The following is a 22,467-nucleotide window of genomic DNA, read 5'->3' as shown; positions in this document are numbered from 1 at the left end:
ATATTATTTTACTGATTAGAACATTGTTGCAATTCACTTCTGAATTCAGCCTCTAAATACAACTTCTTGTTAAGTTTGTACTCATCTAGTACCTCCTTTAGCTCTAATGTGATTTCATAAAGACTAAACAATATACGAGTTTTTGGATCAATGGCAACAGTAATATAATCTATACCTTTACTTTTAATGAAATCTGATACTTTTTTGTTATGACAGAAAAAATATTGCATTTGAAAATTCCTCCTTTGAATTATTTACATTTGAATTTGTATACCTTCTTAGTAGCACCTCCTTTGGGCAGGGCAAATTTTAACAGTTTTTTTCAAAATCGCAACAATTATTTTAAATATTTTTAGTTTTTTCAACTTTATCAATGTAAGCTCTATATTGAGCTGCTTTTCTTAAATCTGATTTATTATTTTCATAGCGACTTATATTAGTTCTATTAACTCCTATTGCATCAGCTATCTCTTGTGTTGTTATTTTAAGTCGTTTACGTTTTATCCAGTAAATTTCTCTAAGTGATATGTTCACCATAGTTTCACCACCTTTCATTATTAAGATTAACTTGCTACTTATGTGCGTTTTTCAAAACAAAAAAATACCCCTAATCCAATTGGATAGGAGTTGCTCGTTTTTTATAGAGTATTAAAGTGCCCTCATATATATGGTAACAACTCTTGAAAAAATCCCGCTGAATACTCATTCATTTACCATATACTTCCAATGTTGTGTCTAAATTATGAACATTTCAGATAAATTTTTTCTAATAATTGAAAGTTAGAAATTATCAAAAGTTTTAAATTACTGTAAACATTGAATAAAAGTTGTCAAGTGAAAAATAATTGATGTTTTATTGCCTGTTTGACTTTCTTCAATTATGTACGTATAATTTATTTTAATTTTTGATATCACATTAATTTGTATCAAAAAGAGATTGTTAAGATGATTATTATAATGTGATTATTTAAAAAAATAAATGCAAAAGGAAACTCCCTAATGCATTTATCTTTTTTTTATTAAGGAAGTGTACAAATCAAAGCTGGGTTAATGTAATTATTAATATTTGGAATATCGTTAAATACATCATGACTGAACCCTCTGTCAGTTCTAAAATCTATAAACTTTTCTCCAAGTAACACAGCAGAGTTTTGACCAAATAATCCTTTTACTGCTTCAAAATGACGTTTAGACTTCAGTTTTGATATTATTTTAAATGATTTAGCTTGATTTTGGTAAATATAAGTAATTGGGAACCATCCCCATCTTGAATCCATTCTATCATTTAGCTTTGATAGATAATAAAGGAGCATATCAGCGTTAAAAATTTCAGTAAAATCTTTCGCTCTATGTTTTAATATGTCTGACTGAATACTAATTCTTGTAGAATTTAGCCGTTCTTTCCTAATTTCAAGTGACTGCAAATGCAACCTAAAACTAAAGTATGAAAGTGGTTTATCACTTGCTATATAAGACAAATCATTGAAATCAGAATTTAAAACATCCGAAAGAATGTCATATTCTTTATACTTGACTAGAGTAGCAACTGTATAAAGAAATAGTTCATGAATAAAGAATTTGTAATGATCAAACTGCAGGATATTATAAGTACCTGACTCAGAGTTAGAAGTAAACGGATAAACTTTCTCATAGAATTCAACAATAAAATCAACATCAAGTTTTTCTGCTTCAATTAAGAGTTTCAATACTTTAATGAACGAATCACGAAATGGAGTCATACTATCGATTCTACTTAATATAATTTCATCAATTTCATCGTTTATTTCTTCTACTCTAATCTTGAATTGTTCAAGTGATTCAACAAAAGCATCGATAAATTCGCTTGCTAGATATGTTAGTCGCCTGGGCGTTTTATCGATAGCATTTTCCATCTGTCTAATAACCTTTGTTGTTTTCGAAGAGTTTGCTGCATTTTCAAATAAGTATTCTGGCGGCTTACCTCTTGTGGGTCTTTGATGTAATGGTGCTTCGTATATGTTTCTAACTAATAATTCGTAATTATCCTCATATGTATCAGAATTTGATAAATCAATATACTTTCTACCTGCCATATATGTTGGTAAAAAAGTATTTCCATCTTCATTTCTCTGTGCAACTATGGGTATAAATTTTTCTTGTTTTGCATCTTTATATATTTGTGGTGTTATAATCTGCGTTTCAGTTCCAACTCCACCCGATCTGTCATCAGCCTTTTTTTGGTATCCTTCATCACAAATCACTAAAACTTTATTAATATCTTGAGAAGTTACCATACTTTCCATAAATGCATATACGTCTTGTCCATCTTTTAAATCCCACTTATCAAGAGTAACATTTATTCCTGATTCCTCCATTAACCTTGTCGCTAGTTCGATTACCCAATTCTCATGATCAGTTGACGTCCAACAATAAGAAATGAATATCGATGGATCTTTTAGAGCTTTTTGTGTCATATGTAATAAATTCTCCCTCCATTTAATCATCTAAGATGTATTTCTATTTTTAGGTACTTCAATTATATTATAATTCCATTGAATAATAGAGAAATCTTTTGAAAAAAATCTATATTATTCCATTTTCTTGAAATATCTTGTAATATTATTATAGTTTTTTTATTGTTATTAATTATATTAGGAGGTTACTAGTGTCAAATTTAGAAGGATTAGATTTGTTTTTAGCAATAATGGTTGCATTATTAGAACCATTTCTACTTACTTTATGTTTTAACTATTCACTTAATTTTTTCCAATCATTACATAAAAGCGATGATCACTTAGCGAACAAAAACAAAATAGCAGCAACGATATGTCTTTCATTGTTTTTCTTTCTTCCGGTAGTTTTCTTTATTTATACTTTAATTAAAAATGGTTAATAATCAGACGATGATGGAAAGTCATCGTTTTTTTTATTTTTAGGCTCTGTTAAAAAATAATGTTGATTTTCTTATTAAGCCCTATCTATGGTAGATTTGTTGAACAAAAAGTATCATAAGTTTGTCTAATTAGATAGTATTTCTTTGTTAAAATATACTTATTAATTTTAAAGAACCTTTTTAATAAATACATGACCAAAACAAAATCTCTAATATACGTTTTATTGGTATTTCTAACATTTACAATAAACTTTTGTCATAATCTATTATTAAAACCACTCTTAAAACGTCCCTACTACTACATACAAACTAATTTTAGGATGATAAAATTAAAGCAAAGTCACAGGAGGAGAAAAAGATGAAAAATATTATGTATGTCATAATAACCGTTGTAGTAATTGTAGTAAGTGGTATCTTTGGTTGGAGTAAAATTCAAGATGCAAAAATTAAAAAAGCAGAAATTGAATTAAAACAAAAAGAACAAACTAATAAAGAATCAGCTATATTAGAACAAGATAATCAAGAGAAAAATAAACTTGAAAATGAAAAAATGTATGTAGAAAACATCAGTAAGATGTATGATTCATTACTTAACGATTGGAATAAAGCAGTAGATGTTGAAACGATAAGCTTAAGTCCAGACAAAAAGCGAAAATTAGTTGATCCTATTATAAAAGACCTTGATGAGATGATCGCTCTTGAAACACCTGAAAAGTATAGAGAACAGCAAAATATAATTATTGATGTAGCAAATAATATACGTGGTAAAGCTATATTAGCAACAGGTGAAGAAGAAACTCTAGACATTAATATGAAATTAATTGAGTTAAATATAGATTTTCTTGATATTAAGGATGTAATTCAGAAATTACCGACACCTGGTCAATAAAACAGTAAGTAAACAGTTTAGAAGTTACTATCGTATGATTTACAACAAGATCGGCCTTTTTTGTCGATTTGCGTTTATTTTATTTGAATATACTCAATGTAAGAGTATATCAAAACAGGTATATTGAATTGTAGGTGATAATTATGAATAATGATAAAAAGAATAAGAAAGAAACTAACAATAAAAAAACTCCAAACATCAAAGTCACATATCTCAACGAACCTAATTTAGATATTGTGTTTAAAGCTTTAAAAAATTTATCGACTACTTCAAATAAGAAGTAGTTTTTTTTAATTCTTAATTATTACATAAAAAGTAGTAATTTCATTTTAACCCTAAGATTAATATAAAGGTTTTCTATGTACTTATGCTAAAATTATGTCAGAATGGAATGTTATGAGGAGGAATAGAACCAACATGGTTAAACACTTTGAAGTAAATCTACAAGCAAAGTCAGGTGGCTTAAACCTAACGAAAGATAATTACATAGAAAAAATAAATTTTAAAAGTTCAAGGGTAAAAAATATTTTTACTGATTCAATGATAAAAGATCATTTAGAAGATTGTTTATATAATTATGAAGTAAATATGAGATATTTTAAATCATTATCCAAAGAGGATTTTAATGAAGAACTCACGAGTTTTCTCAATAAAAATAATGACTTTAAGGAAATTACTGACCTTAATTCTATAGCTGGTCAATCTGGATATTATATTATGGTACTGGATGAATATTCTCAAGTATATATCGGAACAGGTGATATTAAAAAACGAATTATGCAGCATTGGAGTAAGCAATTTTATTTTGATCGAATGATAAATGGAAATAAAGAAAATTCCATTTTGTCTATAGATAGCTTTAGGGCTTTAGATACTACAAGAATATTTGTGTATCAAACAGAAAAAACTTTGATCCTTGAAAATGAATTCATTATTCAATTTGACAACAAGTATAGCTTAAATAGAACTAAAGGTGGAGCATTAGATGGTTTATGGGAAGCTATAGCTAATAGAAAAACAAGAGATATGTCACTTTAGGGTAGAATTTCCAAGTAGAATATGATGTACACTCTATTCCTGTCTAACTGGCGGGAGTGTTTACTTTCAGAATAATTATTTGTAAATCACACAAACTAATATAGATGAGCCAGCTCTGCCTCCTTCTACGTAATCCTCGGCAGAATGAATGGCTCATCTATTTTTTTATTCTTCTTTTATTTACTTCTCAGCTGACTCCATAGCATCTTTGATTAATATTTTCGCAAGTGAACGATACCGATCCTCTGTCCAAACAAATTTCCTCGGATCGTTTTCTTCAGTGATAATAACTTCATAATTCTTACCATAAATTTTACCAATAACCTTTACTTTTTGACTCACAAACTCCTCATAACCAAAGTCACCGTATATTAATTCTCCATATTTAACTTCATTTTCTTTTTCTTTTTTCATGATTTTCCACCTCAAAATTAAAATTTTCACTTGACTAACGATCTTCCATAAACTGAAATGGGAGTGACGCATGGACAACGGCTAGCAAGAATACTTACCTTATTCTTAAAGTAAAAAATAAAGTAAGTAAGCATTCTGAAACGGTCGTTTTACTATGGAATCCGTTGCCCTTGTTTGAATACTAGCTTTCGCTTTAGCTGACTTTTAACATGTAATATCTACCCTACATGCTTGAATAAAAGGGAATTTGTAACAATAACAAATTAATTTAATAACCTTATATCTTTCAATTTTCAGTTTTACCCATACCGTAGTATGCTAGATATCCTCCAGACCTTTAATGGTAGCCCTCACCATAGACTTGACACACCGTAAACAAGGAAACGATTGGATAGTGTCAACGCTGACTTAATGCAGCCCCTCAGCTCAGGATATGGCGATTATAGTGTGTGCTTTGCTATCCACTACCTTCCAGTTTCTATAAAAGACAATAAGAAACTAAGCCTATTGACCATAATTTTTGAAAAATGGTATAATAGACGTACAAGAAGGATTTTTTCTATTCAATTTTAGTGGGTTGGATCAGATAAATCTTCGTTGGACACCTATTTGCAGTAGGTGTTTTTTTTGTGTTTAAATCGTTGTAGAGCTTGTCCTATTAAATATCAATATTATTTAAAGGATTAAAACGATCATTCTGCTCCTTTAAAGCAGTTCCCCATAATGCCACATACTTTTCTGTTACAGAAATATTTTCGTGGTTAAGCAATGATTTAAGAGTCATTACATCCATACCCCCTACAAGGCATCTGTGGGCGAATGTGTGGCGAATTGTGTGTGCGGATAACCTTACCCCTTCAAAGTTCATTTCCTTCTTCAGTGTCTTGAAAAAGCTACTTACAGCCTCGTCTGTTAGCTGAGTGTTCTTACCTGAAGGAAACAAATACACTGGATCTTCTTTTAAAAATTCTTCAAGAAAAACTCTATATTCTAAGAGCTCTCTTTTTAATTTCAGTGTAAATGGAATACTCGAAACCCTCCGCTTTTTACCGTAAATACGAATAATCTGGTTCTCGAAGTCAACGTCACTCCACTTAATGTTAACTACCTCACCTCTACGTACCCCAGTAGATAGTAGAAAGATAAACATTTTGCGATTCCTGAATGTAACAAAAGAGTTAACATGATAATTAAATTTCTTCAAATGTTTCAAGATCATATTAATTTGCTCATCCGTCAAAACTTCAATTTGGACTAGTTCTTTTATTTTTTTTATTTTTTTAATTGGTTTATCATCCTCTAAATACTCTTCTTCAGCTAAAAATTTAATAAATGCTTTTAGTGTTCGTAGTTTTTGGTTTATCGATGTCGGTAAGTTGTGTAATTCATTCTTACAGTACATTAAAAAACTTTTAGTTGTTTGTGGACTTAAATTATCTATCTCCACTATCCCCTTCGATACACAATAATCACAAAAAATATTTAATGTAATTCTGTACGTCTTAATTGTAAAAGGAGATAAATTTTTAAATTCTCGATCTTCAATGAAAAGTTTAATCGCTTCTCTGATAAGCAAAAAAGCCACATCCTTCCTCTTTTATTTAAGAGAAAAAATGTAGCTCTAGTAACAAATATTGATAATACCCATATAGACAATAATCTATATTATACGGTAATTAACAACACGCAATATTAAATTAACCTCTAAACCCTTGTGGCTCTAGTCTTCACGTCTCGGTCTTTTTCCAAAGTATTGATAATAGTCAGTTTTAATGAAACCATTAAATAATTTACGTTTTTTTGTTGCTGGTTTACCGTAAAATTGTTCAAATCCCTCATGACTAGTAAGTACATACACTGACCATGTATCTAATTTTGTAAAAACATTTCCCATATCTGAATATAACTTTTCAACGTAAGGTCGATCGTTTAATCGCTCACCATATGGTGGATTAGTGACAACATATCCATACTCAGATTTAGTAGTAAAGTCTTTTACTTGCATTTGTTTAAAAGCAATTGAATCTGATAATCCAACTTCATCAGCATTCGCTTTTGAAACATTAATCATTCGATGATCAATATCTGATCCGATTATTTCAAGTTTTTGATCATAATTTGCTAAGTCTTCTGCTTCCTGTCTAGCTTCATTCCATCTTTTTTTCCCGATCCAATGCCAATCTTCAGACGCAAAGCTTCTAAACGATCCTGGAGCGATATTATGGCCAATTAATGCAGCCTCAATCGGAATAGTACCAGATCCACAAAATGGATCAACAAAAGGTAAATCAGCATTCCAATTTGTTAGTAATACTAATGAAGCCGCAAGTGTTTCTTTTAATGGTGCTTCACCTTGATCTACACGATATCCTCTTTTATGTAATCCTTCACGACCAGTAGTGTCAATCGTTAATGTTACGATATCTTTTAAAATAGAGACTTCCACTCGAAATAATGGACCATCTTCAATTAACATACCTTGAATATTTTGGATTGTTTTTAATTTATCAACAATTGCTTTTTTGACGATTGCTTGGCAATCTGATACTGAAAATAATTTTGATTTATGCGATTTTCCTAACACAGGAAATTGACCGTTTCTTGGTATAAACATATGCCAAGGTAAGGCTTTTGTTTTTTCAAATAATTCATCAAATGAGGTTGCCTTAAATTCACCAACACGTAGTTTCACTCGGTCAGCTGTTCTAAGCCACAAATTCGCTTTCACAATTCCAGCTTCGTCCGCTTTAAATAATACTCGACCATTTTCAACTACTACATCTTCAAACCCTAGGCTTTTTATTTCTCTAGCGACCAGTGCTTCGATCCCCATTGCAGCAGTAGCAATTAATGTATATTTCGCCAATTTAACCACCTATCTCATTCAAACTAAGAATGAACTTTTCTTTTCATATTTTCATTTTAATTCCTATTTTCATTATGAACAATTTACGTCGAAATTACAAAAAACTCTCCATAGAATGAAGAGTTTTTAAACAGTTTCATCATTTCATATGTTCTGTAAGCCATGTTCTGTACCATTCGTACTACAAGCGGCTCTCGCCTCGTACTACTAGGTGGTAATCATCTATCTACAGAATAATCTGTCCCTTTCTCTGTTCAATTCCTTTGAAAGGATTCCCCTACCATAATTTGGGTTTCTCACTCGTGGGGTTTACCGCGTTCCACTCCTCTCATTTCTTCGAGGACTACGTCACTGTGGCACTTTAAAGGTAGTAGAACCATATCCGTAAAGGACTTAGGTCCGTTCCCTGCCGTTAGCTGTTTACACAGCTACCCTATCTTATGACTTCGATAGGCACGAACACTACAGCCATCGCAGGACTGTGCGAGCATGGACTTTCCTCAACAACGTCAAGCGTTGCAGCGATTACCCGAACATATTGAAACGAACATTTATTAGTATAGTAAATTATACTTAAGTTTGCAATGCTTTCTTAAAATATAAATTAAGTTAAAATTATTCGAATAGTTTACTACCAAAAACATGCTTCTCTAAATTTGATAATCTTTTTAGAACATCCGTATTCGTATTATTAAATGGTGAAGGTGGAGGTGTAGCTGTGTTCTTTTGATCCTCCAACAATTTTTTATACTTTGCATTTTCTTGTTGTAGGGCTACGATTTGATTTTGAAACGATTCATAGTCTTTAATGATACTGTCTAAGTATTGATCCACTTCCTCTTGATTATATCCTCGCATTGAAACTTTAAATTCTTTATTTAGGATATCTTTTATACTTAGTTTTATTTTTGTTGATTCCATGTGTGTCACCCCAAAACATTTAGAAATATTTACCTTCTATTTTTTCAAACTCTTCATAAATTGTCAATTATCTATTCTATAATTCCCTATATTTATTATCATCATTCTCAAATGACTCATCTGCAATCACTTGTAAATCATCAAATGTGATGATTTCTACAGAATAATTAAATAGTTCATTCTTCTTGTATGCTAAATCATATAAATATCTAGGACTACCTTCTTTTTCATTATCGTAAAATAAAATACATCCGTCACTTTTACTTACTAAAAATTCATTTTTAGCTTTTAGCTGTATTGGAGATTCGTATGGTTTTCTTGAAATTGAGTCGACGTGATCCGCCCCAATTAAGATTTCATTATAATATTCTTTATTTGATTCATTCCAATTTTTCTCTTGTTCTTCGTAGGGGGTAAAAATACCCAACTTTAATTCGGGATAATCAAGTTGAAGTTCGAATACTACCTCTGCGGCCCATAATTCAGTACCCATTTGCCCTGAAATAATAATCCATTCTAGTTCATCTATAAATAAAAGTATTTTATTTTTAATTGCTTTTTTTATGTACTTAACTGCATCATGTTTATTCGAAAAAATTCCTAATTCAAATGATTTATAACCAGATATAAGTAGTATCTTCATATTACCTCACAATAATAAATTAGGAAGAACTTAAAGTTCTTCCACAAATTAAATTTTATTTTATTAAATACTCTGCATTTTTTCAAATAATTAGTAACAAATATAGATTGTAAGTATAAATTTATCTCGCTAAAATCATTTATTTAAATAATATTCAAATGTAGAAATTTATATAGAGGGAATCTAATATTTAACTTTACATGGTAGTCATAAGCTTAGTGGTAATCAACTATTAAGACCAATTTAAGATCAATATTTCAATATTTGATTGCTGCTCATAGAGGATATTTTATTCCCTTTTAGATTAGTTATTGTGATAGGAATATTATTGTTAAAATTTTTTCGTCGAAATCTTATGATAAAATTACATATAAAGCTTGTTTAAAACTCGTAAAAATAATTAATGTTAATGTAATTGTGAAAAAAAATAAAAAAAGTATTTTGTTCAAAATTATCCTCTCCAATATCCTAAATATACTTTAATGTCAACTTTTTTATTTTATTAGGTTTGAACATATTTCACAACAATAAAATTAATAATGATTAAAAGTTTAAATATTCTGATTTTTGCGAGTATACACAATGATTGCCGAAAGCACTTTATTCCTTTAAAATGAGTTATGAAATCGTTTTAAATATAGATAATTAATGCAATTCAAGGAGTAAAAAATGATTAACAAAAATTCCCCAATACCAATTTATCATCAATTATTAGAATACATAAAATGTAAAATCGCCTCAGGTGAATACCCTGCTGATGAATTGATTCCATCAGAAAGAGAGTTTTCAGAGAAATTCCAAATTTCTCGTATGACCGTTCGTCAAGCATTAAACAATTTAGTTCAAGAAGGAATTGTATACAGACAAAAAGGTAAAGGTACATTTGTTAGTCGTCAACAAGTTGAAAAAAAAATTAGTAGATTAAATAGTTACACTGAAGAAATGATTGAGAGAGGTTTAAAACCGAGTAGTAGATTAGTTCAATTTGATATTTTAAATTCCGATAAAGCGTTATCCAATATACTAAAGATAAAAGAAAACGATCCTATTTATTTTATAAAGCGGGTCCGTTTAGCAGACTCAATTCCTATGTCGATTGAAAGTATCCACGTGTCATGCGATATAGCTCCAAACCTAAATCAAAGTGTTTTGGAAAAATCATTCTTTGATTATGTAAATGCCAATATTCCTGATCCTATTCAGTATGCTGATCAATCGATTCAAGCTAGAATGCCTTCTGAAGAAGAAGCACAATTATTAGAAATTCCGCCGAATTGTCCCGTATTGGCAATTTATCGTACAACATATTTAAGAAGTGGCAAAGTTTTAGAGTACGAATTGACTGTATACAGAGCAGACCGCTACAAGCTTGTACATTCTTTATCTAGAACTGATTAATAGTATAGAAGTAAAAAAGCCAGGATATCCTGGCTTTTTTATTTGAATAAAACCCCTATTTGTTTAAATAGTCCACCTACTTGATTCATCGTATTCATCATTTGACCCGCAGTAGACATCATTTTTGGGACATCGTATGAACCTGAACCATTTTTAAATTGATTTAATATTGATGAAAACTGAAAAGATTGACCATTATTATTTTGTTGGTTTAATTTTTTTGGTTGAGTTGGATAAGGTGTACTAGGCGCAAACATTGGTGGAGTTGTAAATGGACCTTGTTGTAACATTTGAGCATGTTGAGGTTGCATTGAATACTGGTGATTTTGAGGGCTGCTTAAATAGTTTGTTTGATTACCGAATTGTGAAGGATACGTTTGCATATATGGATATTGGTTTTGCACCATTCCGTAATAATTAGGATCGTATTGATACCCTTGGTTATATGAAACAGAAGGATGCTGCATCGAAAAGTGTTGTGGTGCTGCATACTGGATTTGACTTTGATCATAACTACCTGTTTGAATTGATGATCCCCCATAAGGAGATGGCTCAATCATCTGTGATTGTTGGATTGATTGGGTTGATTGTGTTGCTGGTTGAACTGGTTGTGTTAGTTGAGTCGATAGTGCATGTTGAGTTTGTTGTGATTGAACTGGTGGTTGTAGTGTATTCATAGTAGGGTTTTGGGAAAAAGGTTGAATTGTATTTCCATAGTAACGCTGATTTTCATTAGATATTTGATTCATTTCTGGAAAATTAAAATTCTCATCAATCATTTGATTTTGCTTTCTAAACCATTCAAAGCTGTTATCTGAATGATTTGGAGGAAACATTTGAGATTTCATATTCTCACATCCATTTAAGTTTTCTCATTTATAAATATGTTACAAATGCCTATTCTGTTACTTCTATTATCATATGCGCTATTTGTCATAATATGTCGGAAGTTTAAATTTTTAAAAAAATTTAAATTTTAAATATTTATGGTACATTTTATTTAGTTATACAAGTTGTTAATTAAATTTTAATGTTGGAGGGGTAATAATGACTTTACAAGAATTAAAGAGCAAGTTTATTTCATCTAAAAGTTTCGAACCAACTGACTTTAATCAATTAATGGACTTTTTACAACAAAATTACCTAAATGGTGAGGTTACTATTCAACATTACAGAGAATTAGTTAAAGAACTTGAACTATTTGGCGCTTGTAAACCAATTTAGTAATCGGAAATATAATATTATAAGAAATAAAGCGATACACATTTACTAAATTGTAAAAGTGTATCGCTTTATTTCATTCCATTATTCTAATAGCCCTTCATTCAAAACAAATATGTTTTACTTTTATCTATATTTATTAAATATTAAATGCTAGTTGTCTTCCTAAAAATGGTGTTGATATCCAACTACCACCCTCTTTTGCTTGACTTACTTTCTTTTCAAAATGATGAAGATGCACTGTTGTTGACTGGATCTTATTTAAAAGTAAATTCTTTTCTTCATCACATTTTTGATCAATTCTTAAAGCTAAGGAGTGCTCAATAAATTCAACCTCATTTAAAAATTCATCAATTGCTCGAAAAAAATCTTCTCTTTGAATTAACTCCATACAGTTCAACTCCTCTTCCTAATTTTCTAAATTTTCTTTACAAGATAAATTCAACAATAGTTCATCTACCTCCTTCCCTAGTGACAAAACTAGAACTATTTCGCTAAACAAAGTGAATAAAGTTATTTTCGTCTATAATTTCGACAAAAAAACTTGTAACGTGGAACAGAAATGGGAAAGGTATATTACATGGAGGTGTTTCAAATGGCAAAAAACAAAAATGAAAAAAAGAAAAAACAAGAAAAAAGTAAAAATCAGCAAACTGGTAATCCAAAATTAGATGGCCCTAATTTCCCAGCTACATAAACATAGGGAACTACTCGAATTTGATTAACATTCTTTCTATTGAAAAATCGATTAAAAAAAAAAAAGCTAGCATTTGTGTGCTAGCTTTTTTTTCTCAGGGTGTTGAAATATAAAACTGTCTATAGGTATAACAAAATTTTGGGATAGTATTGATGTTAAATTTTTTTTTTATAGTTATTAACCATATTAAATGTTCATGTGCTTCAAAAGTTTTAATATACCAACAAACTATAGTAATTGTTTTTTAGGAAATTAAAAATATAAAGAGCAAATTTTAGGTATATCGTTTTAAATGATTAGTTTATAGGTTGATGTTCAATCTCAAGCGACTTAAAAACTGATTTTTAAACTGTTACACTAAGTAAAGGATATTAAATTATGTTCTTATCACAGACTTCTTTTGATGAATTAGTTGATTGGAATGGAGGGATGCTCGACTCCTATGGGATATGCAGGAAGGCTGAGACCCCGCAGGCTTGCCGAGGAGGCTAAAGAATCTCGCCCCATGGAAAGCGAGCATCCTGTAATGGAAATCAACATCACTCTACTCCTTTTACGAAAATTTGATAATTATTATTGATAAGATTGTTTTTCAACATCAAGAGAAAAAAGCTAACATTTTTATTGAAAGATCGATTTCAATTTTAACAATGAACCAAGCAGCTCTTGCTTTATTAAAAAAGATTGCTTAAAACTATCTCCATTAATAACTTCCTCATATTCATACCATTCATTTAAAATTTTACTATTTGTATACCAATCATCCTCAATCGTTCTCGTGTGAGGAATTATTGGATAAACATCTCTTAATTTCGGATTATTTGAACTTGTAATTCCAACTAACCCTTCATAATCATTTCTACTGCCTGTGTGTATAGTATGCTTAGCAAAATCGATAAATTCATTGTGTAAGTCCTCATGAAATAAAATTGAATATAATCGTTTACCAATTTGAATCCTTTTCGTTAAATCTTCAAATTGGTAAACACCAAGTCCATAAAGTTCACCATTTCTAGTTGGAAATATAACATAACTAAGTTTTAATTGTTCTTGTAGTTTAAATGCTAAAGAATTAAAAACTTCACTTTTAAAAAATTTATTTTGAATGACTGGTCTTTCAATCATATTTTGTTCATTAATAATCAATGAATAAACTAGTCTTTTCTTATCACGATCCGTCCAATATTTCTCCCATTCAATTTCCATAAAACTAGATACTGAAAAATATTTCAATAAATAAAATAATGGTTTATTTTTCACTCTTGAATATTCAAATAGAAGCAATTGTGGGAATGCATCTAAAAAAATAATCCAATTTGCCCGTTCATATGTCATAAAAAGCTGTTTTCTTTGTTTTACACTTAAACCATTAACGAATAATTCGTTTTCCAAATCAGTCATGTTATAGCCTGCATTACGCGACACCATACTTGCAAGAAAAGACCACTCTATTTCACTTTGTCTTAAAAAATATTCTTGGTATGCAATCGTTCTGGAAATATTATCTGCATTATATTTTACTGTTTCTTTCTTTATTAAATCTATAAGTTTTGCTTCTTCCTGTGATAAATTTTGAGCTTCCCTTCTTTTTTTTATGAAACCTTTCCAGCTTTCATGGTTTGCATTCATTGACTCACCCCAAGCAATCTGGTATTTTTTTACACGAACATCTGTTTTAGTGCTATAATACGAGTTGTATGTAAATTAAGTTGGAGTTGGTTTTATGACAATAAGTTACCCAAATCGAAGAAATAATGTAGTTCAAAAAAATCAAAAAAATAACGAAATGCAAGTAAAATCAAATAATACTTATAGTAATCGCGGAATGTCCCTTGAAGATGATTTAAATGCTACTAATACGTATTATTTATCAAATAACATCGCAAACATACATAAAAAACCAACACCTGTACAAATCGTAAAAGTAGACTATCCAAAAAGAAGTGCTGCAGTCATTAGAGAAGCCTATTTTAAGCAACCATCAACTACCGATTATAATGGCATCTATAAAGGGAAGTATATTGATTTTGAAGCTAAGGAAACCAATAATAAAACTAGTTTTCCTTTACAAAATTTCCATTTACACCAAATAGAGCATATGGAAAATGTACTGAATCATGGTGGAATTTCGTTTGTCATATTAAAATTTTCATTATATAATGAAATTTATTTTATGAAAGCAACTGATATTCTTACCTTTTGGAAAAGGCAAACAGATGGTGGAAGAAAATCAATTTCTAGAGAAGAATGCAAAGAGTATGGAACATTACTTAAACCAAGTTATCCAATCATTGTTCCTTACTTAAAATGTATCGATGAACTTTTTGTAATTTAATATTTTAATAATTTCATTAAGTTCATTTGAAAGGCAGGAGAAACAAAAAAATGGCAAAAGAGTATAGTTCACGACAAGAACGAAAACAAATGGAAATGGAAAAGCCTTCAAATGTCAAACCAAAAAAACGTGAAGGTTTATGGAAAAAGATTACTTTATCAATATTAACTTTAGCTGTACTTTGTATTCTTGGGGGAGTTGGAACTTTCTATTATTTAGTAAGTGATGCACCTAAACTTGATGAATCAAAGCTTAAAGTACCTTTATCGTCTACGATACTAGATAAAAATGGGAATGTTATTGCTGAGCTAGGAACTGAACAAAGAACGAAAGTTTCATATAACGAGATTCCTAAAGTAGTAGAAGATGCATTTATTGCTACTGAGGACGTACGTTTTTATAAACATAAAGGTGTTGATATCCGCCGTGTGCTTGGCGCAGTTTTAGCCAATATTACTGGTGGATTTGGATCACAAGGTGGTAGTACGATTACTCAACAAGTTGTCAAAAACTCATTCTTGTCTCCACAAAAAACAATTAAACGTAAAGTACAAGAATGGTATTTATCATTCCAGCTTGAACAAAAATATTCTAAACAACAAATTTTAGAAATGTATTTAAATAAAGTTTACTTCTCAAATGGTTTAAAAGGCCGTGGAGTTTATGGTGTAGCAAAAGCAAGTGAAACATATTTTAGTAAAGATTTATCAAAAATCACATTACCTGAAGCAGCTACACTTGCTGGTATGGTACAAAGTCCAAATAACTACAATCCAGCAAAACATCCGGCTGAATCAGAAGCTAGAAGAAATGTTGTTTTAAGCCAGATGAAAAAATATGGATATATAACAAATGAACAATATGCTAATGCAAAAGCAATTCCAGAGAAATCAATAGTTAAAGTTCATGAAAGTGGTCAAACAAAGTATCAAGCATTCATTGATGTCGTTATGGATGAGGTAAAAAAATACGGTGATGCAGATATAAATACAGATGGATTAACAATTGAAACAACTTTAGATCCAAAAGCGCAAGCTAAAGCAGATGAAATCATTAATCGTGGATCTGATTTTTATCCAAGTGATGATTTCCAAACTGGTTTTGTATTAACTGATACTAAAACAGGTGAAATTAAAGCTGTAGGTGCTGGAAGAAACACAACAAGTGGTGGTCTAAATTTTGCAACAGATATTAAAAGACAACCTGGATCAACTATTAAACCAATCCTAGACTATGGTCCTGCGATACAATATTTAAAATGGTCTACTAATCATCAACTTGTTGATGAGCCATATCAATATTCTGATGGGACACCTATTCGAAACGCTGATAAATCATATAAAGGTAAATTATCGATTCGTAAGGCGTTAATCGGTTCAAGAAATATTCCTGCATTAAAAACAATGCAGCAAGTTGGATTAGATAAATCACGTGAATTTGGTAACGGACTTGGATTTAACTTCCAAAAGGACAGTTTTTATGAGTCTCATGCAATCGGTGGATTTACAGGTGTATCTGCGATGGATATGGCAGGTGCATATGCAGCCTTCGGTAATGGCGGTGTATATATAAAACCACATGCTGTTACAAAAATAATCTATCAAGATAAAACTGAAAAAGTATTAGCTCCTGAACCAAAACAAGCAATGAGCGATTACACTGCATATATGATTACAGATATGCTACGTGACGTTGTTAAAGCTCCAGGTGGTACGGGTGGTAGAGCTAATGTACCTGGACTTGATATGGCAGGTAAAACTGGTACTACAAACTACCCACAAGAAGTAAAAGACAAATATGGCTTCCCTTCAAACGCAACTCGTGATAGTTGGTTTGTTGGTTATACTCCAGATGTAACTATTTCAGTGTGGACTGGGTATGAGAAAAATAAACAAGGTCATTATTTAAGTAAAACATCAACAAATATAGCTAAATATATTGCTAGAGATATGTTAGCAGCAACAGCTGATCCTTCTTCAGAGTTCCATAAACCAAGTTCAGTTGTAAAAGTACAAGACGAATTATATATTAGAGGCGAAAAAATGGATGATCTACCAACGCCAGATACATTAGATCCAGCTAAAGGTGTTACAGCGAAATATGATGAAAAAACTAGCAGTGTTTCGTTAAATTGGCAGTATCCTTCTAACTTACTTGCTTCTACTACTTTTGAAGTAAACTATGATATTAACGGTGTTAAAGGCCAAACTCAAAAAGTAAATGGAACATCTGCAAAAATTAATGGTATCGTAGCTGGAAACAAAGTAAAAATTACGATCGTGGCAACTAATGGCGATACTAAGAGTGCTGCGGTTACTGTTACAGTCGATTTAACTACTACCCAAGAGCCTACTACCCCACCAGCTGATAATAATGGCAATGGTAACGGTAATGGCAACGGTAATGGCAACGGTAATGGCAACGGTAATGGCAATGGCAACGGTAATGGCAACGGTAATGGCAATGGCAATGGTAACGGTAACGGTACTGGTGACGGCACGGGCACGGGTACTGGTGACGGCACGGGTACTGGTGACGGCACGGGTACTGGTACTGGTGACGGCACGGGTACTGGTGACGGCACGGGTACTGGTACTGGTGACGGCACAGGTACTGGTACAGGTGATGGCAATGGTGGCGGAACTGGAGATGGTAATACAAATCCTACTACACCACCTACTACGCCAGATCCAACAAAACCAACTAAACCATCAAAACCAACTAATACGAATCCAACTTCGTATAACTCAGATTCATACTCAAATAATCGATTTAATAAGTTGGAACGTAATATTATTGCATAAATTAAAAACCTCCTCGTTTTTTGAGGAGGTTTTTCTATGTAACTAATCTAAACATTGGAGCCTAAGTATAACCAATTATCTCTAAATCTAAAAAAGCCTCCTCATTTTGAGGAGGTTATTTTTTGCTTATAATAAAGCTTTTCTAACTCTGTATATAAACCCGAAAGTTGAATGAATGAGTGATAGTGATCTGGTTGATTTAATAAAAAACTAATACGCTCGTCTAAATTAATTGGCTTTATTTTTAATTTATCTAACTCAAGTAATAAATTATTTAAATTAAGCAGCATTTGGCCATTAATCCATGTAAGAATTGATATAAAATTAGCTAACCCTCTTATCATCGGCTCACTTGCAAGTTTTCGATTCCGTTGTTTAAAGTAATTAGAAATGTGTTCAGATTCCTCTTTCCATTCATTAAACATCTCTTTAATAATTTCATCACTTTCATTCGGGATGTTAAAGCTCTCATTATCTAGAATCTGAATGCTTTCATAAAAAAACGGTTTATTTTTAATTTTAATTTCTTCATTCATTTTGTGTTCATTACCATTGTCTTTATAAAATGGCGCAACAATAAAATCCTTATAAATATTATTTGTCATTTACTTTCTTCACTTTCATTCGTTTTTTTCCTTCTCTACACAGATCAAGTAAAGGACATACCTCACAACTCGGCCTTTGGGCTTTACAATGGTATCTACCAAAAAATATGAGTCGATGATGAGTTACTCCCCAGTCCTCGATTGGAACTTTTTTCATTAATGTCTCTTCTACTTCTAAAACAGAATCTTTCCAACGGCATATAGCTAATCTTTTTGAAACCCTTTCAACATGAGTATCTACTGCGATTGCTGGAATGTTAAATGCGACTGACATTACTACATTAGCAGTCTTTCTACCAACACCTGGCAATTTTACGAGCTCTTCTCTTGTACGTGGAACTTCTCCATTAAATTCATTAATAATCATTTCACTTAATTTTTGGATATTTTTTGCTTTGTTCCTGAAAAGTCCAATTGAGCGAATATCATTTTGTAATTCCTCTAAAGAAACATTTAAATAATCTTGTGGTTCTTTATATTTTTCAAATAGATTTTTTGTCACTTTATTTACTAAAACATCAGTACATTGAGCGGATAAAGCAACCGCTACTACTAATTCAAACGGATTCTTATGGTTTAATTCACAATGTGCATCGGGGAACATATCACCAATTGTATTAAGAACCTCATTTATTTGTTGTTTATTCATCATTTCAAAACACTCCTTACTAAACAAAAGCGAGGAGCATGTCCTCGCTTCAGACTGCCCGTCAAGCGCTCGCTTTCTTCGTTGTTTCGCCTGTCTGCGGTGCTCATTACCATTTAAAGGTAACTCCGCTCCTCACCAAGCTTCACGCCTCGAAAGACAAACGCTTTCAGACAGTCTGAAAATCAAATTTTTGTATATTTTTTACACAATAAAGCGAGGAGCATGTCCTCGCTTTATTTTTCAAGCCAATTATAAAAAGGAATTGATCCTGTATACTTTGTTTCGTTTTGTGGTTCTCTTGTTTCTTTTTTTCTAAAATGCTTACTATAATTCATTGCTTGGTCTACTTGCTTTATTCCATTTTTCTTCCACTCAAAAAGAATACGATCTATATAACGAAAATTTAATTTCCCACTTATAACTGCTTCTTTAAGTGCAGTTTTTATTAGTTTTTCATTATGATCATCTTGGTCCATCCACATTGTTAAAGTTTCAATCTCAAAAGGAGACAATAATCTACCAAATTCTTTTTCGAATACTAAGTAAATTGATTCCTCTTCTTGTTCAATAATTGAAGGAATCGTATGTTTTTCATTTGATTGTTGACCATTTTGGGTCAAATCAACTAATTTTAACCATAACGGAGAAAGTGAGTATGCCTCACATCGTAAATTCTGATGGTCAATTTCTTCCGTAATTTCTAATAAACCTTTTTTAAGAAGTTCTCGAATAACTTCCATACATTTTTGTTCATTTATTGACATAATCTTTGCTAATTGAGTAGGTGTTGGAAACGTATGACCTTGTTGTTGAAAAGAGTAAAGCTGTAGAATCATGACTAGTTCTTCTTCATTTATGCTTAAAGAAGAATAATGACTGAGAAGTATATTTGGAATACTAGTATTCCCAAATTGAATCCAGTTTAGAATGCTATTATTATTCACTTCGAACACCTCTAGCATAGTATAGCATGATTACATAAAATATACATTAAAGAAAACTCGTGAAATAAAAATAAATAGAGGCATGTAAATCACACCTCTATTTTAGTATATCTATTTAGTATTTAAAAAACCAACTAATAAATTATTTAATTAAGGATATCGTCTGTTTAATAAAGATGAAATGCTTTTTTCTAGTGGTGTTTAAAATTCATACATAAAATTTATTGAAAAAAGCTAAGCATATGCTTAGCTTCAGTATTTAAAAATATGAGTTTCCAACTGATTGAAATTAACTTAAAATACTTGCTTTCATAAATTGCTCAATGCGTTCTAAAGCTTTATCTAACTGTACTTGAGATGTTGCATATGATAGGCGGATATTATCAGGAGAACCAAATCCTGAACCAGGGATTACCGCTACATTAGCTTTTTCAAGTAATTCAGTAGAGAATTCATCTACATTTTGATATCCAGCCATTTTAGCTGCCTCAGTCACATTTGGGAATAAATAAAATGCACCATTCGGTTTAACACAGCTAAATCCTGGAATTGAAATTAAACGCTCGTACGTTTTATTTAAACGATCTTCAAACGCTACTCTCATTTCTTCAACAGGACCATCACCTAACTCATATGCTTTAATCGTAGCGATTTGAGCCATTGTAGTCGGATTTGAAGTAGAGTGACTAGCAAGATTTGTCATAGCATTAATTATTTCCTTATTACCAACTGCATAACCAATTCTCCATCCTGTCATTGAATGAGATTTTGATACACCATTGATAATAATCGTTTGCTCTTTAAGCTCTGGGCTTAATGAAGCAATTGAAACATGTTTTGCACCATCATATACTAATTTTTCATAAATTTCGTCAGATACGATTAATACATCATGTTTTAAACAAATTTCTCCGATTGCTTTTAATTCTTGCTCATTATAAATCATACCAGTTGGATTACTTGGTGAATTTATAATGATCGCTTTTGTATTCTCTGTAATCGCCGCTTCGATTTGTTCAGGTGTTACTTTAAATTGTTGATGTTCATACCCTTCAATAAATACTGGTACACCTTCTGCTAATATAACTTGCTCAGGATAGCTTACCCAGTATGGTGTCGGAATAATTACTTCGTTACCTGGATCTAAAATCGCTTGGAAAAGTGTGTAAAGTGCATGCTTTGCACCATTTGTTACAACAACCTCTCCTGGAGAATAAGTTAATCCTTGATCTTTCAATAACTTATCACAAATAGTTTTTCTTAAAGCTGGTAAACCGTTTGAAGGAGTATATTTAGTTTGGCCTTTAAGCATTGCTGAATAAGCTTCTTCAATAATTTCAACTGGTGTATTAAAATCAGGTTCACCTGCTCCTAATCCTATTACATCAATTCCTTGATCTTTCATCTCTTTTGCTTTTGCTGTAATAGCTAGTGTTGTAGATGGTGTTAGTGCACTTACTCTTTTTGCTAGTTTCATCTTGTTAATTTCCCCCTAAATACTATAACGTTTTAAAAGCTCTCCATTTTCGAAAGCAGCGTAGTAAAAATTATATCGGCCATTTTGGTCTATATATACTACTTCCCAAAGTGGTATTTTGTTCTCTATTCCTAACTTTACTTTATGTATTTTTCTTGGGTTTCTCTCACTGACTACTTTGTCAATGATTTGTTTTTGAGACAATCCTTCACTTTTCTTTCGTGTAATAACTTCTCCATCCTGTACCCACGCAATCATTTCATTATTTGCATCATCTTTACCACTTACAACGATCGCTTGTTCTTTTCCATGGAAATAATCAGATGTTTCCACAGATTTTAAATACCCTTGATTTAAAACAAGTTCTTCGGCATGTTTTTTATCATCATTTAGCTTTGAAATTGATGATTGATATGTGGCGATTAAAAATAATGAAAGAAAAATGATGCTTAATCCAAGGATGACTAACCATTTTTTCATATATACCTCATTTATGTTCGATAAATTGTAAATACCGCATATTCTTGATCTTCTTTATCAAGTGCAATTCCAAACATTAAATCTTTTTCTTTTAAAGTACGATTTAAACTATCAACAATTTTGTATAAATCTCTAGTATATTCAATTTTTGTTGTTGATAATACTTCAATATTTGAATTCATGTTGCTCCTCCTAAAAATGTATTATAAATACA

25 protein-coding genes and 1 other RNA gene are annotated in these 22,467 nt (G+C 31.1%); 8 read left to right on the top strand and 18 right to left on the bottom strand.

The genetic code is table 11. From position 1 onward, the window contains the following. Window positions 1-8: 8 nt before the first annotated feature. The 3 genes from BED47_RS00690 to BED47_RS00680 form a co-directional block, all read right to left on the bottom strand. Window positions 9-230 (bottom strand): hypothetical protein, encoded by a 222-nt coding sequence (locus tag BED47_RS00690; RefSeq protein WP_069031905.1) that lies wholly within the window; start codon window positions 228-230, stop codon window positions 9-11. A gap of 112 nt (window positions 231-342) precedes the next feature. Continuing rightward, the gene (locus tag BED47_RS00685; protein ID WP_069031904.1) at window positions 343-537 is read right to left on the bottom strand and encodes a helix-turn-helix domain-containing protein; all 195 of its coding nucleotides are present in this window, start codon (window positions 535-537) and stop codon (window positions 343-345) included. 482 nt (window positions 538-1,019) lie between these two features. Continuing rightward, window positions 1,020-2,453 carry a toll/interleukin-1 receptor domain-containing protein gene (locus tag BED47_RS00680; RefSeq protein ID WP_175403425.1) on the bottom strand — a complete coding sequence of 478 codons (1,434 nt, stop codon included), beginning with the start codon at window positions 2,451-2,453 and terminating at the stop codon, window positions 1,020-1,022. 191 nt (window positions 2,454-2,644) lie between these two features. Between BED47_RS00680 and BED47_RS00675 the strand changes: the two genes are divergently transcribed. The 4 genes from BED47_RS00675 to BED47_RS00665 all read left to right on the top strand — a co-directional run bounded on the left by BED47_RS00675 (window position 2,645) and on the right by BED47_RS00665 (window position 4,799). Then, on the top strand, window positions 2,645-2,872 hold the full coding sequence (locus tag BED47_RS00675; RefSeq protein ID WP_069031903.1) for a hypothetical protein: 228 nt from the start codon (window positions 2,645-2,647) through the stop codon (window positions 2,870-2,872). Between the two features lie 358 nt (window positions 2,873-3,230). Further along, window positions 3,231-3,761 carry a hypothetical protein gene (locus BED47_RS00670; RefSeq protein WP_069031902.1) on the top strand — a complete coding sequence of 177 codons (531 nt, stop codon included), beginning with the start codon at window positions 3,231-3,233 and terminating at the stop codon, window positions 3,759-3,761. Between the two features lie 143 nt (window positions 3,762-3,904). Next, a complete protein-coding gene (locus tag BED47_RS23520; RefSeq protein WP_175403424.1) occupies window positions 3,905-4,045 on the top strand; it encodes a hypothetical protein in 141 nt (46 codons plus the stop codon). A gap of 133 nt (window positions 4,046-4,178) precedes the next feature. After that, on the top strand, window positions 4,179-4,799 hold the full coding sequence (locus tag BED47_RS00665; protein ID WP_069031901.1) for a hypothetical protein: 621 nt from the start codon (window positions 4,179-4,181) through the stop codon (window positions 4,797-4,799). Between the two features lie 180 nt (window positions 4,800-4,979). Here the strand turns inward: BED47_RS00665 and BED47_RS00660 are convergent, their stop codons facing one another. The 6 genes from BED47_RS00660 to BED47_RS00635 all read right to left on the bottom strand — a co-directional run bounded on the left by BED47_RS00660 (window position 4,980) and on the right by BED47_RS00635 (window position 9,643). Next, a complete protein-coding gene (locus BED47_RS00660) occupies window positions 4,980-5,213 on the bottom strand; it encodes a hypothetical protein (RefSeq protein WP_069031900.1) in 234 nt (77 codons plus the stop codon). 658 nt (window positions 5,214-5,871) lie between these two features. Beyond that, window positions 5,872-6,789, bottom strand: a complete 918-nt coding sequence (locus tag BED47_RS00655; RefSeq protein WP_069032246.1) for a tyrosine-type recombinase/integrase — start codon at window positions 6,787-6,789, stop codon at window positions 5,872-5,874. Window positions 6,790-6,933: 144 nt separating this feature from the next. Then, window positions 6,934-8,079 (bottom strand): THUMP domain-containing class I SAM-dependent RNA methyltransferase, encoded by a 1,146-nt coding sequence (locus BED47_RS00650; RefSeq protein ID WP_069031899.1) that lies wholly within the window; start codon window positions 8,077-8,079, stop codon window positions 6,934-6,936. A gap of 151 nt (window positions 8,080-8,230) precedes the next feature. Continuing rightward, window positions 8,231-8,616, bottom strand: an RNA gene (gene rnpB / locus BED47_RS00645) — RNase P RNA component class B. Between the two features lie 78 nt (window positions 8,617-8,694). After that, window positions 8,695-9,000: a cell division regulator GpsB gene (gpsB, locus tag BED47_RS00640; protein ID WP_025671532.1), complete on the bottom strand. Its 306-nt coding sequence runs from the start codon at window positions 8,998-9,000 to the stop codon at window positions 8,695-8,697. A gap of 76 nt (window positions 9,001-9,076) precedes the next feature. Further along, on the bottom strand, window positions 9,077-9,643 hold the full coding sequence (locus BED47_RS00635) for a DUF1273 domain-containing protein (RefSeq protein WP_069031898.1): 567 nt from the start codon (window positions 9,641-9,643) through the stop codon (window positions 9,077-9,079). A gap of 669 nt (window positions 9,644-10,312) precedes the next feature. Here BED47_RS00635 and BED47_RS00630 point away from each other — a divergent pair. Continuing rightward, the gene (locus tag BED47_RS00630; protein ID WP_069031897.1) at window positions 10,313-11,041 is read left to right on the top strand and encodes a GntR family transcriptional regulator; all 729 of its coding nucleotides are present in this window, start codon (window positions 10,313-10,315) and stop codon (window positions 11,039-11,041) included. A 38-nt stretch (window positions 11,042-11,079) separates the two neighbouring features. On the opposite strand, the gene BED47_RS24555 is transcribed toward BED47_RS00630, so the two are convergent. After that, window positions 11,080-11,889 carry a YppG family protein gene (locus tag BED47_RS24555; protein WP_439097764.1) on the bottom strand — a complete coding sequence of 270 codons (810 nt, stop codon included), beginning with the start codon at window positions 11,887-11,889 and terminating at the stop codon, window positions 11,080-11,082. A 199-nt stretch (window positions 11,890-12,088) separates the two neighbouring features. Here BED47_RS24555 and yppF point away from each other — a divergent pair, with 199 nt between their 5' ends. Next, window positions 12,089-12,265: a YppF family protein gene (yppF, locus tag BED47_RS23040; protein ID WP_084006691.1), complete on the top strand. Its 177-nt coding sequence runs from the start codon at window positions 12,089-12,091 to the stop codon at window positions 12,263-12,265. A gap of 136 nt (window positions 12,266-12,401) precedes the next feature. Here the strand turns inward: yppF and BED47_RS00620 are convergent, their stop codons facing one another. Continuing rightward, window positions 12,402-12,653, bottom strand: a complete 252-nt coding sequence (locus BED47_RS00620; protein ID WP_069031896.1) for a hypothetical protein — start codon at window positions 12,651-12,653, stop codon at window positions 12,402-12,404. 927 nt (window positions 12,654-13,580) lie between these two features. Then, window positions 13,581-14,588 carry a DUF2515 family protein gene (locus tag BED47_RS00615; protein WP_069031895.1) on the bottom strand — a complete coding sequence of 336 codons (1,008 nt, stop codon included), beginning with the start codon at window positions 14,586-14,588 and terminating at the stop codon, window positions 13,581-13,583. A 94-nt stretch (window positions 14,589-14,682) separates the two neighbouring features. Between BED47_RS00615 and recU the strand changes: the two genes are divergently transcribed. Both recU and BED47_RS00605 read left to right on the top strand, forming a co-directional pair. Then, window positions 14,683-15,294 (top strand): Holliday junction resolvase RecU, encoded by a 612-nt coding sequence (gene recU / locus BED47_RS00610; protein WP_069031894.1) that lies wholly within the window; start codon window positions 14,683-14,685, stop codon window positions 15,292-15,294. 50 nt (window positions 15,295-15,344) lie between these two features. Beyond that, a complete protein-coding gene (locus BED47_RS00605) occupies window positions 15,345-18,098 on the top strand; it encodes a transglycosylase domain-containing protein (RefSeq protein WP_069031893.1) in 2,754 nt (917 codons plus the stop codon). A 101-nt stretch (window positions 18,099-18,199) separates the two neighbouring features. On the opposite strand, the gene BED47_RS00600 is transcribed toward BED47_RS00605, so the two are convergent. From BED47_RS00600 to BED47_RS00575, 6 genes are all read right to left on the bottom strand, one after another. After that, the gene (locus BED47_RS00600) at window positions 18,200-18,703 is read right to left on the bottom strand and encodes a YpoC family protein (RefSeq protein ID WP_069031892.1); all 504 of its coding nucleotides are present in this window, start codon (window positions 18,701-18,703) and stop codon (window positions 18,200-18,202) included. Then, on the bottom strand, window positions 18,693-19,355 hold the full coding sequence (nth, locus tag BED47_RS00595) for an endonuclease III (RefSeq protein ID WP_069031891.1): 663 nt from the start codon (window positions 19,353-19,355) through the stop codon (window positions 18,693-18,695). Before nth ends, BED47_RS00600 begins: the two co-directional genes overlap by 11 nt. Before the next feature lie 230 nt (window positions 19,356-19,585). Then, on the bottom strand, window positions 19,586-20,314 hold the full coding sequence (locus BED47_RS00590) for a DnaD domain-containing protein (protein ID WP_069031890.1): 729 nt from the start codon (window positions 20,312-20,314) through the stop codon (window positions 19,586-19,588). Window positions 20,315-20,585: 271 nt separating this feature from the next. After that, on the bottom strand, window positions 20,586-21,773 hold the full coding sequence (locus BED47_RS00585; RefSeq protein ID WP_069031889.1) for a pyridoxal phosphate-dependent aminotransferase: 1,188 nt from the start codon (window positions 21,771-21,773) through the stop codon (window positions 20,586-20,588). Between the two features lie 15 nt (window positions 21,774-21,788). Beyond that, window positions 21,789-22,253: a cell wall elongation regulator TseB-like domain-containing protein gene (locus BED47_RS00580; protein ID WP_069031888.1), complete on the bottom strand. Its 465-nt coding sequence runs from the start codon at window positions 22,251-22,253 to the stop codon at window positions 21,789-21,791. A gap of 11 nt (window positions 22,254-22,264) precedes the next feature. Beyond that, the gene (locus tag BED47_RS00575) at window positions 22,265-22,435 is read right to left on the bottom strand and encodes a YpmA family protein (RefSeq protein ID WP_069031887.1); all 171 of its coding nucleotides are present in this window, start codon (window positions 22,433-22,435) and stop codon (window positions 22,265-22,267) included. Window positions 22,436-22,467: the final 32 nt, after the last annotated feature.

Origin of the sequence: Gottfriedia luciferensis, assembly GCF_001712755.1 — a bacterium.
GTDB lineage: Bacteria > Bacillota > Bacilli > Bacillales > Bacillaceae_G > Gottfriedia > Gottfriedia luciferensis_B.
Note: the sequence above shows the minus strand (reverse complement) of the source record. Positions and strands in the feature narration are given on the sequence as shown.